At 68.8% G+C, this 17,684-nt stretch carries 13 protein-coding genes; 11 read left to right on the forward strand and 2 right to left on the reverse strand.

Going from position 1 to position 17,684, the window contains the following annotated elements:
• Nucleotides 1–98: 98 nt before the first annotated feature.
• Both KF941_RS21705 and KF941_RS21710 read left to right on the forward strand, forming a co-directional pair.
• A complete protein-coding gene (locus KF941_RS21705; protein ID WP_214274483.1) occupies nucleotides 99–1,298 on the forward strand; it encodes an acyl-CoA dehydrogenase in 1,200 nt (399 codons plus the stop codon).
• Nucleotides 1,298–2,443, forward strand: a complete 1,146-nt coding sequence (locus KF941_RS21710; protein WP_214274484.1) for a CaiB/BaiF CoA-transferase family protein — start codon at nucleotides 1,298–1,300, stop codon at nucleotides 2,441–2,443. The genes KF941_RS21705 and KF941_RS21710 overlap by 1 nt, the downstream gene beginning before the upstream one ends.
• A gap of 185 nt (nucleotides 2,444–2,628) precedes the next feature.
• Here KF941_RS21710 and KF941_RS21715 read toward each other — a convergent pair whose 3' ends face one another.
• The gene (locus KF941_RS21715) at nucleotides 2,629–3,585 is read right to left on the reverse strand and encodes a helix-turn-helix domain-containing protein (RefSeq protein WP_214274485.1); all 957 of its coding nucleotides are present in this window, start codon (nucleotides 3,583–3,585) and stop codon (nucleotides 2,629–2,631) included.
• Nucleotides 3,586–3,891: 306 nt separating this feature from the next.
• On the opposite strand from KF941_RS21715, the gene KF941_RS21720 reads away from it, so the two are divergent.
• From KF941_RS21720 to KF941_RS21760, 9 genes are all read left to right on the forward strand, one after another.
• A complete protein-coding gene (locus KF941_RS21720) occupies nucleotides 3,892–5,640 on the forward strand; it encodes a hydantoinase B/oxoprolinase family protein (RefSeq protein WP_214274486.1) in 1,749 nt (582 codons plus the stop codon).
• Between the two features lie 94 nt (nucleotides 5,641–5,734).
• Nucleotides 5,735–7,858: a hydantoinase/oxoprolinase family protein gene (locus KF941_RS21725; protein ID WP_240540509.1), complete on the forward strand. Its 2,124-nt coding sequence runs from the start codon at nucleotides 5,735–5,737 to the stop codon at nucleotides 7,856–7,858.
• Between the two features lie 89 nt (nucleotides 7,859–7,947).
• A complete protein-coding gene (locus KF941_RS21730) occupies nucleotides 7,948–9,270 on the forward strand; it encodes an allantoin permease (RefSeq protein ID WP_214274488.1) in 1,323 nt (440 codons plus the stop codon).
• A gap of 118 nt (nucleotides 9,271–9,388) precedes the next feature.
• Nucleotides 9,389–11,218 (forward strand): ATP-binding protein, encoded by a 1,830-nt coding sequence (locus tag KF941_RS21735; RefSeq protein WP_240540510.1) that lies wholly within the window; start codon nucleotides 9,389–9,391, stop codon nucleotides 11,216–11,218.
• Entirely contained in the window at nucleotides 11,215–12,540 is a 1,326-nt protein-coding gene (locus tag KF941_RS21740) for a sigma-54 dependent transcriptional regulator (RefSeq protein WP_214274489.1), read from the forward strand. The genes KF941_RS21735 and KF941_RS21740 overlap by 4 nt, the downstream gene beginning before the upstream one ends.
• Nucleotides 12,541–12,731: 191 nt before the next feature.
• Complete coding sequence (locus KF941_RS21745) at nucleotides 12,732–13,706, forward strand: tripartite tricarboxylate transporter substrate-binding protein (RefSeq protein ID WP_036753325.1); 975 nt, start codon at nucleotides 12,732–12,734, stop codon at nucleotides 13,704–13,706.
• Between the two features lie 56 nt (nucleotides 13,707–13,762).
• Nucleotides 13,763–14,227, forward strand: coding sequence for a tripartite tricarboxylate transporter TctB family protein (locus KF941_RS21750; protein ID WP_036753322.1), 465 nt, complete (start codon nucleotides 13,763–13,765; stop codon nucleotides 14,225–14,227).
• Between the two features lie 7 nt (nucleotides 14,228–14,234).
• A complete protein-coding gene (locus KF941_RS21755; protein WP_036753319.1) occupies nucleotides 14,235–15,743 on the forward strand; it encodes a tripartite tricarboxylate transporter permease in 1,509 nt (502 codons plus the stop codon).
• A 21-nt stretch (nucleotides 15,744–15,764) separates the two neighbouring features.
• The gene (locus tag KF941_RS21760) at nucleotides 15,765–16,730 is read left to right on the forward strand and encodes a tripartite tricarboxylate transporter substrate binding protein (protein WP_214274490.1); all 966 of its coding nucleotides are present in this window, start codon (nucleotides 15,765–15,767) and stop codon (nucleotides 16,728–16,730) included.
• Between the two features lie 37 nt (nucleotides 16,731–16,767).
• Here the strand turns inward: KF941_RS21760 and KF941_RS21765 are convergent, their stop codons facing one another.
• The gene (locus KF941_RS21765; RefSeq protein ID WP_214274491.1) at nucleotides 16,768–17,580 is read right to left on the reverse strand and encodes an FCD domain-containing protein; all 813 of its coding nucleotides are present in this window, start codon (nucleotides 17,578–17,580) and stop codon (nucleotides 16,768–16,770) included.
• Nucleotides 17,581–17,684 lie beyond the last annotated feature (104 nt).

Genomic DNA, 17,684 nt, shown 5'->3' on the forward strand with positions numbered 1-17,684 from the left:
TCATCCCATGCATGAAGTAATGAGGATTATCCATTTTCCGGCCCGGTTTGAAAGCGGTAATGAATGAACCGACAAGCATCAGCGCATGAGGCATCACCGTGACGACGAAATCGCACAAGGGCGGCCCCTTCTCGTGGTCCGACCCGTTCCTGCTGGAGGATCAGCTGACCGAGGAAGAGCGGATGATCCGCGACAGTGCCGCCGCCTTCGCCGCCGACCGGCTGGCACCGCGCGTCGAGGCCGCCTATCTGAACGAAGAGACCGATCCCGAGATATTCCGCGAAATGGGCGCCTCGGGCCTGCTGGGCGTCACCGTGGATGAAGCCTATGGCGGCGTCGGTGCCTCTTACGTCGCCTATGGGCTGGTCGCGCGCGAGATCGAGCGCATCGATTCGGGCTATCGCTCGATGGCCTCGGTGCAAAGCTCGCTGGTGATGTTCCCGATCGAGGCCTATGGCAGCGAAGAGCAGAAGCAGAAATACCTGCCGAAACTGGCCTCGGGCGAGTTCATCGGCTGCTTCGGCCTGACCGAGCCGGACGCGGGCTCGGACCCCGCTGGCATGCGCACCGTGGCCCGCAAGACCGGGGACGGCTATGTGCTGAACGGGTCCAAGATGTGGATCTCGAACGCGCCCATCGCCGATGTCTTCGTGGTCTGGGCCAAGTCCGAGGCGCATGGCGGCAAGGTGCGCGGCTTCGTGCTGGACAAGGGCATGAAGGGGCTTTCGGCGCCGAAGATCGAGGGCAAGCTGTCGCTGCGCGCCTCGATCACCGGCGAGATCGTGATGGAGAATGTCGAGGTGGGCGAGGACGCGCTGCTGCCGAATATCGAGGGCATGGGCGGTCCCTTCGGCTGCCTGAACCGCGCGCGCTACGGCATTTCCTGGGGCGCCATGGGCGCGGCCGAGGATTGCTGGTTCCGCGCCCGGCAATACGGGCTGGATCGCCACCAGTTCAACCGCCCGCTGGCCGCGACGCAGCTTTACCAGAAAAAGCTGGCCGACATGCAGACCGAGATCGCCTTGGGCCTGCAAGCCAGCCTGCGGGTCGGGCGGCTTTTCGACGAGGGCAAGTTCGCGCCCGAGATGATTTCCATCGTCAAGCGCAACAATTGCGGCAAGGCGCTGGAGATCGCGCGCCAGGCCCGCGACATGCATGGCGGCAACGGCATCCAGATCGGCTATCACGTCATGCGCCACGCGCAGAACCTGGAGACGGTGAACACCTATGAGGGCACGCATGACGTGCATGCGCTGATCCTTGGCCGGGCGCAGACCGGCATCCAGGCGTTTGCGTGATGGATCAGCCGGCGCTGAAGGGGCTGCGCGTCGTCGAGCTGGCGCGCATCCTGGCCGGCCCGTGGATCGGCCAGACCCTGGCCGACCTGGGCGCCGAGGTCATCAAGGTCGAGGCGCCCGAGGGCGACGACACCCGCCGCTGGGGTCCGCCCTTCATCGAGCGGCCGCGCGCGGACGGGACGACCGAACGGGTCGCGGCCTATTTCCACGCCGCCAATCGCGGCAAGCGCTCCGTCACCTGCGACTTCAACGATCCCGCCGACCTGGAGCGGCTGCGGGCTCTGATCGACCAGGCCGACGTGGTGGTCGAGAATTTCAAGCTGGGGGGCCTGCGCAAGTTCGGACTGGACTACGAGACGCTTTCGGCGCGCAATCCGCGGCTGGTCTATGCCTCGATCACCGGCTTCGGGCAGGACGGGCCGCGCGCGGCGCAGCCGGGCTATGATTTCCTGATCCAGGGCATGTCGGGCATCATGGACCTGACCGGCGATCCGGCGGGCGAGCCGCAGAAGGTCGGCGTGGCCTGGATCGACATCTTCACCGGGCTTTACGGGGTGATCGCCGTGCAGGCGGCGCTGGCCGAGCGGGCGCGTTCGGGCCTGGGCCAGCATCTGGACCTGTCGCTGCTGGATTGCGGGGTGGCGGTTCTGGCCAATCAGGCGACGAACTACCTGCTGGGCGGCGCGGTGCCGCACCGGCTGGGCAATGCGCATCCCAACATCGTGCCCTATCAGCTTTTCCCCGCCTCGGACGGGCATCTGATCGTCGCCTGCGGCAACGACCGGCAATTCGCCGCGCTTTGCCGGGTGCTGGACCTGCCCGATCTGGCCGTGGCGCCCGACTACGCGACCAACCCGGCACGGGTGGCGAACCGCGCGCAACTGGTGCCGCTCTTGGCCGATGCCACGCGCCGCTTCACCCGGAGCGCGCTGATCGCCGCGCTGGAGGGGGCGGGGGTGCCCGCCGGCCCGGTCAACGACGTGGCCGAGGCGCTGGCCGAACCGCAGGTGCAGGCCCGCGGCCTGCGCATCGCCCCCGAGGGCATTGCCGGCCTGCGCAGCCCGCTGCGCTTTTCGCGCAGCCCGCTGGTGACGGATCGCGCCGCCCCGGCGCTTGGCGAGGGCGCATGGCGCTTCGAAGGGTGAGCCCTGGGTGTGTGATCCGATGATTTGAGGGGGCGATTCCCGCCAATGAATGGAGCGATTTGTCGCAGCCTGCAGCCTTGCCCGCAGGGGCAAGACGCTGAACGGACTCATGCCATAGGAATGCTTCGGCAAGGTCCACACCGATTCATCGGTGATCCGATCCACCAGATGCAGAAACCGAACGGCTAGCCCTGCCGCCTGGCGCGGCAGGCGGCGCGATAGCTGCTGGGGGTCTGGCCGAACATGGCCCGGAACAACCGCGAGAACTGCGCCTGGTCGCTGAAGCCGAAGCGATAGGCGATGGCGGCCAGCGACAGGTCGCCCGGCATCTGCAACATGTCCCGCGCCGCCTTCAGCCGCGCCTCGCGGATGAATTGCGCGACCGTCGTCCCGGTATCGCCGAACAGGTCGTGCAGATAGCGTTTCGAGATGCCGCAGGCCGCCGCCACCGTCTGGGGCGACAGGGCCGGATCGGTCAGGTTGCGCAGGATCGTGTCCTGCGCGCGCTTCAGATGCGCGGCGCGGATCACCGTGGCGGCGCCGGCATCGGTCTCCGCCTGCCGGTCCAGCGCCAGCGCCAGCAACTCGACCAGCTGCCGGCCCAGCACCTCCGAGGCGGCGGGGTCCGCCGGCATGGCATGGGCGCGGCGCACCGTCTCGGCGAACAGCCCGCCCAGCCCCTCGCGCCCGTCGAAGACCGTGGCGCACAGCCGGTCGGGCTGGCGCAGCCTTTCGGCCAGCGCGCCGCGGGCGATCTTCATCACCAACAGGTCGTTGCGCGCCTGATAGGCGAAGCGATAGGGCTCGTCGCCGCGCTCGACGATGAAGCCGCCGGGGGCGCAGGTGATGTCGCGGCCCAGCTGGCGAAACAGCACCGGGGCAAGGCTGGGGATGGTGACCAGGTATTCCTCGGCCTCGCCCTGCCGGATCAGGCCGGGCACCCGTTCATAGCGCGCCGGCTCGGTGCGCAGCCGCGACAGCGACACCCGCCCCATGCCGCGCCGCTCCAGCCGGCCCTGGAAGGTGGCGGGGTCGCGATAGCTCAGGTGCAGCGGGAAATAGGTATCCGCGATGATCGCCGACCAATGCGCCGCGCGCTCGGGCGGGGCGATGGCGGCCGTGCCGTAGCTTTCCAGGGTCATGATGCGCCTCCCCGCATCGCTTGGGCGATTCGTAGCGCGCCGCGAGCAATCGGGCAAAAGAAAACTGGCGCGGCGGGCAGGAGGCTGCGCCGCGGCGGCCGATCCTGCCGCTTGGATCGGCAGGACTGCACCCGACGACAAGTTTATCCGCACCCAGCGCCAAGACCGGCCGCCGCCCAGGCCGCACCATGGTCCGACCGAAAAGATGCCGCGCCAGGCGGCACGCCGCAGGGAGAAGACCGTGACCAGCCGATTCCCGGCTGCCCTGCCCGTGTGCGCCCATGCGGCCCCAGACAGGGAAAAGCCATGACCAGACCCAAACCCGACCCCATCACGCTTTCGGTGGTGCGCGGCGTGCTGGAGACCACGCAGCGCGAGATGACGCTGACGCTGGAACAGACCGCCCGCAGCTCGGTCTTCAACCTCGCGCATGACTATTCGACCGCGCTCTTCAACCACACGCCCGAGATGATCCTGCAAGGCCAGGACATCCCCATCCACTTGGGCAGCCTGATCCCGGCGATGAAATCGGTGGCGCGGTTCTTCCAGGGCGACATCCACGAGGGCGACCTGATCCTGCACAACGACCCGGCCCATGGCGGCAGCCATATCATCGACACCTGCATGTATTACCCGGTCTTCTACCAGGGCGAGCTGGTGTTCTGGACCGTCTGCAAGGGCCACCTGACCGATATCGGCGGCCCGGTGCCCGCCGGCTACAACCCCAACGCGACCGAGATCTATGCCGAGGGGTTGCGCATCCCGCCGGTCAAGCTCTGGGACCGCGGCAGGCCGCGCCATGACGTGATGAACCTGATCCTGACCAACATGCGCGCCCGCCGCGACCAGGAGGGCGACTTCAACGCCCTGATCGGCGCCTGCCAGGTCGGCGCCCGCAACCTGGTCCGGCTGATGGACAAATACGGCAAGCAGGTGGTGCAGGACTGCATCGCCGAGCTTCTGGACATGGCCGAGGCGCATATGAGAAAGCTCATCGCCCAGGTGCCCGACGGCACCTATACCGGCACGGCGGTGCTCGAGGATGCGGGCCACGGCTTCGGCGACATGGACATCACCGCCACGGTGACGATCCAGGGCGACGGCTGCCACATCGCCATCAGCTCGCCGCCGCAGGTGCCCTATTTCATCAACAGCTACGAAGGCAACAGCCATTCCGGCGTCTACCTGGGGCTGATGATGTTCGCGCAGCTGCCGCCGCCCTATAACGAGGGGCTCTATCGCTGCGTGACCACCGACATGGGGCCCAGGGGTACGCTCTGCAACGCGAAATCCCCGGCGCCGCACATGAACTGCACCACGACGCCGATGGAGACGCTGACCGATGCGGTGCGGCTGGCCTTCGAACAGGCCGCACCCGCCAAGGTCTCGGCCTCATGGGGGCACGCCAACGGCTGCAACATCGCCGGCTGGGACAAGCGCCATGACGAGGAATACGTGACCATGGTGCTGGCCTCGATCATCTCGGGGGCGGGGGCCACGGCCAGCCAGGACGGCTGGCACGCCTGCGGGCCGGAATGCTGCTTCGGCGCGCTGACCTCGGGCGACATCGAGATGCTGGAGCACAGCTATCCGATCATCATCCACCGCTATTCCCTGATGCAGGATTCGGGCGGCGCCGGCCAGTTCCGCGGCGGCTCGGGTACCTGCTGGGAGGTCGAGCCGCTGGACAGCCCGATGACGCTTGTCACCTTCGGCGAGGGCCGCCGTATCCCGGCCATGGGCGCGGCCGGGGCGAAATCGACGCTGATCCCGCCCAAGGTCGGCCGGCTGGAAGTGACCCGCAATGGCCAGACGCAGGTCATCACCGAAAACGTCATCGAGACCATCCAGCCGGGCGAACGCGCCGCGAACCGCAACCCCGGCGGCGGCGGCTACGGCAACCCCCACCAGCGCCCGGTCGAGAAGGTGGTCGAGGATGTCAGGAACGGCCTCGTCAGCCTGGAGGGGGCGCGGCTCGACTACGGCGTCGTCATCGCCGATGCCGCGACCCTTGCCGTCGATCACGCGGCCACCGCGCGCCTGCGCGCCGCGTAAGGCTTTCTCCGTTTTCCAAATACCCCGCGGGGGTCCGGGGGCGCGAAGCCCCCGGCGCCGGACCCGCGGACCGCAGCCACAGATGGAACCCGCCATGAAACACCAATATCGCCTCGGCATCGACGCCGGCGGCACCTTCACCGATTTCATCCTCGCCGACCGCAAGGGAGAGCTGCGCATCTTCAAGGCGCTCTCCACCCCGCAAGACCCGACGCAAGCCATCCGCAACGGCCTCGCCGTGATCGAGGAAGAGACGGGGATCGCCCCGCGCGAACTGGTCTCGAACGCCGATCTCTGCATCAACGGCACCACGGTCGGGCTCAATGCGCTCATCACCCATACCGGCGCCAAGACCGGCCTGATCGCCACCAAAGGCCACGAGGACAGCATCGAGATCCGCCTCGGCCACAAGGAGGACGGCTATCGCTACGACCCGGACTATCCGCCCGCGACCATGCTGGTGCCGCGCTACCTGCGGCGCGGGATCAGCGAGCGGGTGATCTCGACCGGCGCCGTCCACACCCCCCTGGACGAAGACGAGCTGCGCGAGGCCTGCCGGCATTTCCTGCGCGAAGGCGTGCAGTCGGTCGCGATCAGCTTCGTCTGGTCCGTGCTGCATCCCGATCACGAATTGCGCGCCGCCCAGATCGTGCGCGAGATGATGCCGGGCGTGCCGCTGACCGTCGGCAGCCAGCTCTATCCGCAGCTGCGCGAATACACCCGCACCTCGACCGCGGTGGTGAACGCCTATCTGGCGCCGATCCTGTCGCGCTACGTGCAGGCGGTGGACGGCTATTTCCAAAGCCTCGGCGCGCGCCAGCCGGTGCGCTATTTCCAGTCGAACGGCGGGCTGGCGCTGGGCTCGGTGGTCTCGGACCGTTCGGTCTATGCGATCAACTCGGGCCCGGCCTCGGCGCCGCGGGCGGCGCTTTACCTGGGCGAGCCCTATGGCCTGAAGGACATCATCACCGTCGACATGGGCGGCACCAGCTTCGACATCACCCTGACCCGCGACGGCCAGGCCAATGTCTCGAAGAACATCGACTTCCTGCGCTATCGCATCGGCATCCCGATGATCCAGGTCGAGACCCTGGGTGCGGGCGGCGGCTCGATCGGCTGGATCGACTCGATGGGGCTGATGCAGATGGGGCCGCAATCTGCGGGGTCCGAGCCCGGCCCGGCCTGCTACGGCAAGGGCGGCGAGATGCCGACCACGACCGACGCCAACCTGGTGCTGGGCTACCTGAACCCGCAGGGGCTGGTCGGCGGCCGCCTGCCGCTCGGCGTCGAAAAGGCACGCGAGGCGATCCGCAAGCACCTGGCCGAACCCCTGGGCATCAGCGTCGAGACGGCCGCCTACGGCATGTTCACCATCGTCAACAACAACATGGTGAACGCGATCCGCCGCGTCTCGGTCGAGCGTGGCTACGATCCGCGCGACTTCGTGCTGAATTGCGCGGGCGGCGCGACCGGCGCGCATATCACCGCGCTCGCCCGCGAGATGGGGATCGGCAAGGTGCTGGTCTCCAAGCTCGCCTCGGGGCTTTGCGCCTTCGGCCAGATCATCTCGGACGTGAAATACAACTACATGGCCCCCATCGCCGCGCGGCTGGAAGGGGCCGAGGCGGCCAAGCGCCTGGACCAGACCTTTGCCCGGCTGGAAGACAGGGGCCGGGCCGAGCTGATGGCCGACGATTTCGCCCGCGACCGGATCGGCATCCGCCGCAGCCTCGACATGCGCTATGTCGGGCAGGTGCATGAATGCACGGTCAGCGTCGATCCCTTCCCGATCGACGAGGCGGCCCTGGACCGGCTCAAGGCCGCCTTCCACGCCCGCCACGAGGAGCTTTACACCTATGCCGAGCCGCACAGCCCGGTCGAGGTGGTGAACGTGGAAAGCGCCGTCTCGGGCGCGGTCGAGCGTCCGGCGCGGATGCGCATCGCGCAGGGCGCAGGCGCCCATGCGGCGCTGTCGGGCACGCGCGAGATGATCTTCGACGCCTCGGGCCGCAAGCACGAAACCCCGGTCTATGACGGCGCCAAGCTGGGCGCGGGCGATGTCGTCACCGGCCCGGCGGTCATCCAGGAGGTGACGACCACCATCGTCATCGAGCCGGGCTGGGTCGCCGAACTGGACGGCAACGGCGTCTATGTCGTGACCGCGACCAGCGGCGCGGCGCAGGCGCACAAGCAGGCCAGGGCGCTGGCCGAGGCCTGATCCCAAGGCCGGGCCCAAGGCCGGGCGGGGCCGCGCAAGGCCCCGCCCATCCCCATCCAATCACAAAAATCATGCAGGGAGCTTCAGCCATGGCTGGATCTTTGGACAATTCGGAAGAACTGGAATTTTCGGACCGGCCGGTGCCGCGCGACCGGCGCATGGGCCGGCTGCCCCTGACCATGGCCTGGTGGTCGGTCTGCTCGGCCATGTTCTATCTCGTCATCGCCGCCTCGCTGGCGCTGGCCTATGGGGCGCGCAACGCCATCATCGGGCTGGTGCTGTCGGTCATCGCCTATGCGGCGGTGAACGCGGTCCTGGTGCGGCACGCGATCCGCACCGGGCTCAGCGTATCGCTGTTCTCGCGCATCCTGCTGGGCCGCAGCGGGGCGGCGGTGGCGACGCTGATCTTCTTTGCCACCGCGATCTATTACGCGGTGTTCGAGGGCTCGGTGATCGCCGTCGCCCTGCGCGAATATGCCGGCATCTCCTATCCGCTGGCGGCGCTGGTGGTGGCGGTCTATTCGGTGGCGCTGATCTTCGGCTCGATCCAGAACTGGCTGGACAAGTTCAACGGCGTGCTTCTGCCCTTCTACCTGCTGGGGCTGGTCGCGGCGGTGGCGCTGGCGGTGGCGGAATACGGCTATTCGGACGCCTGGCTGAACCTTGGGCCACAGGGCGGCGCGCCCGCCGGCGGCTGGTGGGATTGCTTCGTCGCCTATATGGGCGTCTGGATCCTGATGATGTTCACCTATGACTATGCCCGCTTCGGCCGGCCCGAGGACGCGCGTTTCCACGCCACCATCAACTTCGGCGCGCCCTTCTATGCCGTGGCCTTCCTGCTCAACGGGCTGGTCGGTATCTTCCTGGCCGCCAGCCTGCCGACCGAGGGCGGGGTTTCCGAGGTCTCGGTCGTCTTCGCGCTGGTGCAGCTGATGGGCGTGGGGGGCCTCGCCTTCGTCTGGATCTCGCAGACCCGGATCAATACCGCGAACTATTACCTCGCCGCGGTGAACATGGAGAGCTTTGCCCAGACCGTCTTTCGCCTGCACCTGCCGAAATGGGTCTGGGCCTGCGTGGTCGGCGCCGTCACCTATGCGCTGATGCTGGCCGATGTCTTTGCCTATATCCTGCAGGCGCTGGCCTATCAGGGCATCTTCGTCGTGGCCTGGGTCGGCATCGCGCTGGTCCATATCGCGACGGATCGCGGCGCCGGCGACGCCGATCTGGCGCAGGCGCGCGCGGTCAACCCGGCGGGGCTGGGGGCCTGGCTTCTGGCCTCGGGCGCGGGGCTGGCGCTGCATTTCGCCGGCGGCACGGCGGCCTCGCTTTCGGCGCCGGCGACCTTCCTGGTCGCGGCGGCGGGCTATGCGGCGCTGGCGGGCCGGGCGGCGCCGCGCCGGGCGCTGTCCTGACCCCTGGCACAAGGCCGGTTGCGCGCAGCCGGCCTTGCTGTCAGATTCCGCCGCGGAGGAAGGAAGGGGGCGGAGCCATGCCTTGGATGCACGGGTCCAGATGCGGATAGGGCCGGCCTTGCGCAAGCCGGTTGCGGGCTGCTGGCCGCTGGCGCTGTGCCTGGCCTGCGTGGCGGCCGTCCTGTGGCTGGGCGCGCAGCTGGCGCATCAGCATTACTTCCGCGAAGGCCACGCCCGCGCCACCACCGCGTTGCGGCTGACGGTGAACGCGCTCAACGCCGACCTGGCGCGCTACGAGGTGGTGCCGCAACTGGTCGCCGACCTGGACCTGATCCGCCAGCTTGCCGCCGATCCCGGCAATGCCGCGCTGCGCCGGCAGACGAACCGCTGGCTGGCCGAGCAGAACGAGGCCGTGCAGGCCTCGGACATCTACCTGATCCTGCCCGATGGCGAGACCATCGCCCATTCCGGCTACCTGGGCCCGGCCAGCTTCGTCGGGCAGAACTTCAGCTACCGGCCCTATGTCATCGACGCCATGGCGGGCGGGCAGGGGCGGTTCTACGGCATCGGCACCACCTCGGGGGTGCGGGGCTATTTCTTCTCGGCCCCGGTCGAGGACGATGCCGGCCGGATCAGCGCCGTCGTCGCGGTCAAGATCGGCGTCGACCGGATCGAGGCCTCCTGGCGCGGCAACCAGTATCGCGTGCTGGTGACCGACCCCGAGGGCACGGCCTTCCTGTCCTCGGAGCCGAGCTGGCTTTACCACAGCATCCGGCCGCTGACGCCCGAGCGGCTGGCGCGCACCGAATCCTCGCGCCGCTATGCCGGCACGCCGCTGGCCGAATTGCCGATGCAGCGGCTGGCGCTGCATGGCGCGCCGGTGTTCCGCCTGCCGCCCGCGCTTGGCGGCGAGGAGGCGCGCAGCCACGACTATATCGCCGCCTCCGAGGACATGCCGGGGGCGGGCTGGACCGTGCATGTGCTGCTGGACAGCGCCGACTTGCGGGCCGAGGCGCGGCTGGCGGTGCTGAGCCTGGCGCTGCTGATCGCCGTCGCCGGCATCGGGCTGATGATGTGGCGCCAGCGCCGGGCGCGGATCGCCGACCGCCTGGCCGCCACCGCCGAGCTGGAGCGCCGCGTGGTCGAGCGCACCGCCGACCTGGCGCGGGTCAACAGCCAGCTGGAGCAGGAGATCGCCGAGCGCCGCGCCACCGAGGCCGAGCTGCGCGCCGCCCAGGCCAGCCTGGTGCAGGTCGGCAAGCTGGCGGCGCTGGGGCAGATGTCGGCCTCGCTCTCGCACGAGATCAACCAGCCGCTGGCGGCGGCGCGCAACTATGCCGACAGCGCCGCCATCCTGATCGAGCGCGGCGACCTGGCCCGCGCGCGCGAAAACATCGCCCAGATCCTGGCGCTGGTGGACCGCATGGCCGCCATCGGCAAGCACCTGCGCCATGCCGCGCGAAAGCCCGACGACCGGCTGGGCGCGGTGGCGCTGGCCGGGCTGCTGGACGAGACCCGCACCATCGTCGCCGCCCGGCTGGCCAGCAGCGGCGCGGTGCTGGAGCTGGACGTGCCGCCCGACCTGCCGCCGCTGCGGGCGGGGCCGACGCGCCTGCAGCAGGTGCTGGTGAACCTGATCACCAATGCCGCCGATGCGGTCGAGGGCGGGGCGAACCGCCGCATCACGCTGTCGGCGCGGGCCGAGGCGGGCCGCATCGCCATCCGGGTGCGCGACCGCGGCCCCGGCGTGCCCGCGGCCATCGCCGCGCGCATCTTCGACCCGTTCTTCACCACCAAGGGCATGGGGGCGGGGCTGGGCCTGGGCCTGTCGATCACCGCCAATATCGTGCGCGATTTCGGCGGCGAGATCGCCTGCCGCAACATGGACCCCGGCGCCGAGTTCTGCGTGACCCTGCCCGCCGCCGCGGCTGCCGAGGCCGCCGCATGACCCGGCGCGTGCTTCTGGTCGAGGATGACGAGCAGATGCGCAGCTCGACCGCGCAGGCGCTGGAACTGGCGGGTTTCGCCGTCGAGCCGCTGGCCTCGGGCGAGGAGGCGCTGGCGCTGGCCGGGCCGGGCTTTGCCGGCGCGGTGGTCAGCGACATCCGCATGCCGGGCATGGACGGCATGACCCTGCTGGGCCGGCTGCACGAGGTCGATCCCGAGATCCCGGTGATCCTGGTCACCGGCCATGCCGAGGTGCCGCTGGCGGTCGAGGCGATCCGCGGCGGCGCCTATGACTTCATCGAAAAGCCCTTCGTGGTGCAGGAACTGGCCACGGTGATCCGCCGCGCCATCGACCATCGCGGGCTGGTGCTGGAGAACCGCCGCTTGCGCGCCGTCGCCGGCAAGCGCGACGATGTCGAGGCGCGGCTGCCCGGCCGCACCCAGGTCATGGTCGACCTGCGCTATCGGCTGCGCGCCATCGGCGCCTCGGATGCCGATGCGCTGGTGATCGGCCCGACCGGCGCCGGCAAGGAGGTGGTGGCGCGCACGCTGCACGACATCTCGGCCCGCGCCGGGCGGCCCTTCATCGCCATCAACTGCGCCGCCCTGCCCGAGGCGCTGATCGAATCCGAGCTGTTCGGCCACGAGGCCGGCGCCTTTCCCGGCGCGCTGCGCCCGCGCTATGGCAAGTTCGAACATGCGCGCGGCGGCACGGTGCTGCTGGACGAGATCGGCTCGATGCCGCTGGAATTGCAGGCCAAGCTGCTGCGGGTGCTGCAGGAACGCACGATCACCCGGCTCGGCTCGAACGACCCGGTGGCGCTGGACGTGCGCTTCATCGCCGTCAGCAAGGCCGATCTGGAGGGGCTGGTCGCGCAGGGCCGCTTTCGCGAGGATCTGTTCTGGCGGCTGAATGTCGCCGTGCTGCACGTCCCGCCGCTTTCCGCCCGGCGCGAGGACATTCCGCTGCTGTTCCTGCAACTCCTGCGCGAAGCCGCCGCCCGCCACAACCTGCCCGAGCGCCAGGCCCCCGCCGCCCGGGAATGGCCGGGCAACGTGCGCGAATTGCGCAACCTGGCCGAGCGTTTCGTGCTGGGGCTGGAAGGGGTCGAGCTTGGCCCGGTGCAGGGCGCGCGCCTGGCCGACCGCGTGGCCGCCTTCGAGCGCAGCCTGATCGCCGGCGCCATCGCCGCCCATGACGGCAAGCTGCGTCCGGTCTACGAGACGCTGGGGATCTCGCGCAAGACGCTCTACGAGAAGATGCAGAAATACGGGCTAGACCGCCGGCTGATCCTGGATGCGCCCGAGGACGAGACGGGCTGAGCGAAAAATGGGTGGAAATCCACCCATTCCTGCAGGGCGATGTTCCCCTTTCCACCCATTTCCGGCGCATTGCGGCAATATGCGCCGCATGGGCTGCGTTTTTGATTTGTGCCGCGGTCCGGCCCGCCGCAGGCTTCACCCGGTAGCCGCGCCGGGCAAGGCGCCGGCCGGAATATCCTTGGGGAGGGAACATGGCTTATCCGAAGCTTCTGGGCGCGCTTTGCGCCGCGACATTGCTGGCCGCGCCGGCCTTCGCGCAGGACTGGCCGCAGCGCCAGATCACCATGGTCGTGCCGTTCTCGGCCGGCGGGCCGACCGATACGGTCGCGCGCATGGTGGCCGAGCGCATGTCGGCCGACCTGGGCCAGCAGATCATCGTCGAGAATATCGGCGGCGCCGGCGGCACCCTGGGCGCGGCCAATGTCGCCAAGGCCGATCCGGACGGCTATACGGTGCTTTTGCACCATATCGGCATGGCGACCTCGGCCACGCTTTACCGCAACCTGGCCTATGACACGCTGAACGCCTTCGAATATGTCGGGCTGGTGACCGAGGTGCCGATGGTGGTGACGGCGCGCAAGGATTTCGAGCCGGCCGATTTCACCGCCTTCAAGGACTACGTCAAGGCCAATGCCGACCAGCTGACGCTGGCCAATGCCGGCATCGGCGCGGCCAGCCACCTGTGCGGCATGCTGCTGATGCAGGCGCTGGAGGCGCCCTTGGTGACGGTGCCCTACAAGGGCACCGGCCCGGCGATGACCGACCTGCTGGGCGGGCAGACCGACATCATGTGCGACCAGACCACCAACACCACCCAGCAGATCAAGGGCGGCACGATCAAGGCCTATGCCGTGACCTCGCCCGAGCGGCTGGAGCTGTTCCCCGACCTGCCCACCGCCAAGGAAGGCGGGGTCGAGACGATGGAATTCGGCATCTGGCACGGCATCTATGCCCCCAAGGGCACGCCGGCCGAAGTGACCGAGCGGCTGTCGCAGGCCCTGCAGGTCGCGCTGGCCGACGAGGGCGTCGCCAAGGCGATGGCCGACCTGGGCACGGCGCCCGAACCGGCGGAAAACGCCACGCCGGCCGCGCTCAAGGCCAAGCTGGAATCCGAGATCGCCCGCTGGAAGCCGGTGATCGAGGCCGCCGGCGTCTATGCCGACTGAAACGGAAAGCGGCCCCGCCCCTTGCGGCGGGGCCCGTCACTCGGGGGGAGGAACGCATGTCCGCAAAACCCAAGGATACCACCGACATCGTCGCCGGGCTTTCGATGATGGCGGCGGCGGCATTCTTCGGCTGGCACACGGCCGGGCTGGAAATCGGCACTTCGCTGCGGATGGGGCCGGGATATTTCCCGATGGTCCTGTCCGGCCTTCTGTTCGTTCTGGGGCTGATCATCCTGCTGAGATCCTTCGGGCGCGAGGATGACGAGCCCTTCGGCAAGGTTGCCTGGCGCGGGCTGCTGTTCATCCTGCCGGCGCCGATCTTCTTTGGCCTGACGGTGCGCGGCCTCGGCTTCGTGCCGGCGCTGTTCTTCACCACGCTGATCGCCTCGCAGGCCTCGATGCGCATGCGGCCGCTGGCGGCGCTGATCCTGGCGGTGGCGGTGACGATCCTGTCCACGCTGATCTTCAGCTACGGCCTTGGCCTGCCCTTCCGGCGCTTCGGTCCCTGGCTGGGCATGTGAGGGCGCGATGGAACTTTTCAGCAATCTCGCCCTTGGCTTTTCGGTCGCCTCCTCGCTGGAGAACCTGGCCTTCTGCCTGATCGGGGTGCTGCTCGGCACGCTGATCGGCGTGCTGCCCGGCATCGGCGCCACGGCGACCATCGCCATGCTCTTGCCGATCACCTTCCAGCTGGAGCCCGTCAGCTCGCTCATCATGCTGGCCGGCATCTATTACGGCGCGCAATACGGCGGCTCGACCACGGCGATCCTGATCAACATGCCGGGCGAAAGCTCGTCGGCCGTCACCGCCATCGACGGCTACCAGATGGCCCGCAAGGGCAAGGCCGGCACCGCGCTGGCGCTGGCGGCGCTGGGGTCGTTCTTCGCCGGCTCGGTCTCGACCTTCCTGGTGGCGCTGTTCGCCCCGCCGCTGACCGCGGTGGCGCTGAAATTCGGCGCGGCCGAGTATTTCAGCCTGATGGTGCTGGGCCTGGTGATGTCGGTGGCGCTGGCGCATGGCTCGGTCCTCAAGGCGCTGGCCATGGTGGTGCTGGGCCTGCTTCTGGGCATGGTCGGCACCGACATCTATACCGGCGCGCCGCGCTTCACCCTGGGGATCACGCAATTCGCCGACGGGCTGAACTTCGTCGCCGTCGCCGTGGGGGTCTTCGGCATCGCCGAGATCCTGCGCAACCTCGAGGACGAGCATGACCGCCAGGTCATGACCAAGAACATCAACCGGCTGTTCCCGACGCGCGAGGAGTTGCGCCAGATGATCGGTCCCGTCCTGCGCGGCACTGGCATCGGCTCGATCCTGGGCATCCTGCCGGGGGGCGGGGCGATCCTGGCCAGTTTCGCCAGCTACACGATCGAGAAGAAGGTCTCCCGCCACCCCGAGGAGTTCGGCAAGGGCGCGCTGGCCGGCGTCGCCGGGCCGGAGAGCGCCAACAATGCCGGGGCGCAGACCAGCTTCATCCCGCTCTTGACGCTGGGGATTCCGGCGAACCCGGTGATGGCGCTGATGATCGGCGCCATGATCATCCAGGGCATCGTGCCGGGGCCGAACGTGGTCAGCGAACAGCCCGCGCTGTTCTGGGGCATCGTGGCCAGCATGTGGATCGGCAACCTGATGCTGGTGGTGCTGAACCTGCCGCTGATCGGGCTGTGGGTCAAGCTGCTGAGCGTGCCCTATTACGTGTTGTTCCCGATCATCATGGCCATGTGTTCGATCGGGGTCTATTCGGTGAACTCGAACAGCTACGACCTGTTCGCCGTCGCCTTCTTCGGCCTGCTTGGCTATGTCATGTCCAAGCTGCGCTGCGAGCCGGCGCCGCTGCTGCTGGGCTTTGTCCTGGGCCCGCTGCTGGAGGAAAACCTGCGCCGGGCGATGATCCTGTCGCGCGGCGATCCCACGACCTTCCTGACCCGTCCGATCAGCGCCACCCTGCTGGTGATGTCGCTGATCGTGCTGGTGCTGGTCTTCATGCCGCAGATCCGCAAGCGCCGGGACGAGGTCTTTACCGAAAGCGACGCCTGAACATTCAACTGGGAGGAAACCATGACCGCATCCATCACCCGCCGCCTGCTGCTGGGCGCCGCCATGGCGCTCGGCCTGGCCGGCGCCGCCGCCGCCGAATACCCGGATCGCCCGATCACCCTGGTCATCCCCTTTGCCGCCGGCGGCTCGACCGACGTGGTCGGGCGCATCGTCGCCGAACGGATGAGCCAGGAGCTGGGCCAGCAGGTCATCGTGCAGAACGTCGGCGGCGCCGGTGGCAGCCTGGGCGCGGCCCAGGTGGCCAAGGCCGATCCCGACGGCTATACGATCCTGATGGCCACCGTCGCCACCCATGCGCTGAACCCGCTGATCCTGAAGCAGAAACCCTACGACCCGGTCGCGGATTTCGCGCCGGTGTCGCTGTTGGTGCTGGTGCCGAACGTGCTGGCGGTGAACCCGGAGCTGCCGGTGAACACGGTGCAGGAACTGATCGACCTCGCCAAGGCCGAGCCGCTGGCCTATGCCTCGTCAGGCAACGGCACGCCGCTGCACCTGTCGGGTGAGCTGTTCAAGGCCATGGCCGGGGTGGACATCACCCATATCCCCTACAAGGGCTCGGGCCCGGCGCTGACCGACGTTCTGGGCAACCAGGTGCCGATCATCTTCGACAACCTGCCCTCGGCCTCGGGGCATATCGCCTCGGGCAAGCTGCGGGCGCTTGGCGTGACCACTGCCGAACGCGCGCCCAGCTTCCCCGACATCCCGGCCATCGCCGAGACCCTGCCGGGATACGAAACCTATACCTGGAACGCGCTTTTCGCCCCCGCCGGCACGCCGCCCGAGGCGGTCGAGGCGCTGAACAAGGCCGCGCTGGCCGCCATGGCCGATCCGGCGGTGGCCGAGCGGATGAAGGAGTTCTCGGCCACCATCGTCGCCTCGACCCCCGAGCAGTTGGCCGAGCATGTCAAGGCCGAGATGGCGAAATGGGAGCCGGTGGTCCGCGACGCCAATGTCAGCCTGGACTGAGCGGGGATAAAAGGGCCGGAACCCGGCCCTTTCGCCCCTAGCCCCCTGCGGCGGGGGCGGATGATCTGGCGCCGGCCGCGCGCGTGCCGGCGCCGCCGCCGTTCAGCCGGCGCAGCGACAGGTCCAGCCGCGCCTCGGCCTCGCGGATCTCGCGGCTGGCCTGGCGCAGATAGCCGATATGCTCGCCCGCCGCCTGCCGGGCGGCCTCGGCATCGCGGGCAAGGATCGCCTCGGCGATGGCGCGGTGCTGCTGGCGCAGCAATTCGCGGATGGCCGGCACCGCGAACAGCCGGCTGCGGTTCTGGATCACGTCCGAGCGCAGCACCCCCGCCAGCGCCTGCATGATCTGCAAGAGCGTCAGGTTATGGCTCGCCTCATAGATCAGCAGGTGCAACTCGGCATCCGCCTCGGCTTCCTCGCCGGTATCGGCGCGGGCATGGGCGCGGTCGATGCGGCCAAGGCAGTCGCGGATGCGCGCCAGTTCGATCTCGGTGGCGCGGCTTGCCGCCAGCCCGGCTGCCGCGCTTTCGACGATGCCGCGGAACTCCAGGTAATCGTCCGCCGCCTCGGCATGGCGGGCCAGCATGGCGATCAGCGGATCGGTGATCGCCGCGCTGCCCAGGGCCGCTACCCGGCTGCCGCGCCCGCCGGCGCTGGTCAGCAGCCCGCGCTCCTCAAGGATCTTCAGCCCGTCGCGCAGGGTCGAGCGCGAGACGTTCAGCCGCTCGGCCAGCTCGCGCTCGGGCAAGAGCCGCTCGTCGGGGCGCAGCGAGCCCTCAAGGATCAGCGATTCGAGATGCTGGGCCACGGCCTCGGCGGCGCGTTCGGATTTTACGGAAGCGTTGGTCATGGGCGCTCGTGCGATTTTGTCGGATCGCTGCCATGTAAGCACAAATCCGGCGCATTGGTCCAGAAAAATACCGATTGACGAACATGGTCTGAAAATTATACCAA

The organism is Paracoccus sp. pheM1 (assembly GCF_018499825.1).
GTDB classification, from domain to species: domain Bacteria; phylum Pseudomonadota; class Alphaproteobacteria; order Rhodobacterales; family Rhodobacteraceae; genus Paracoccus; species Paracoccus versutus.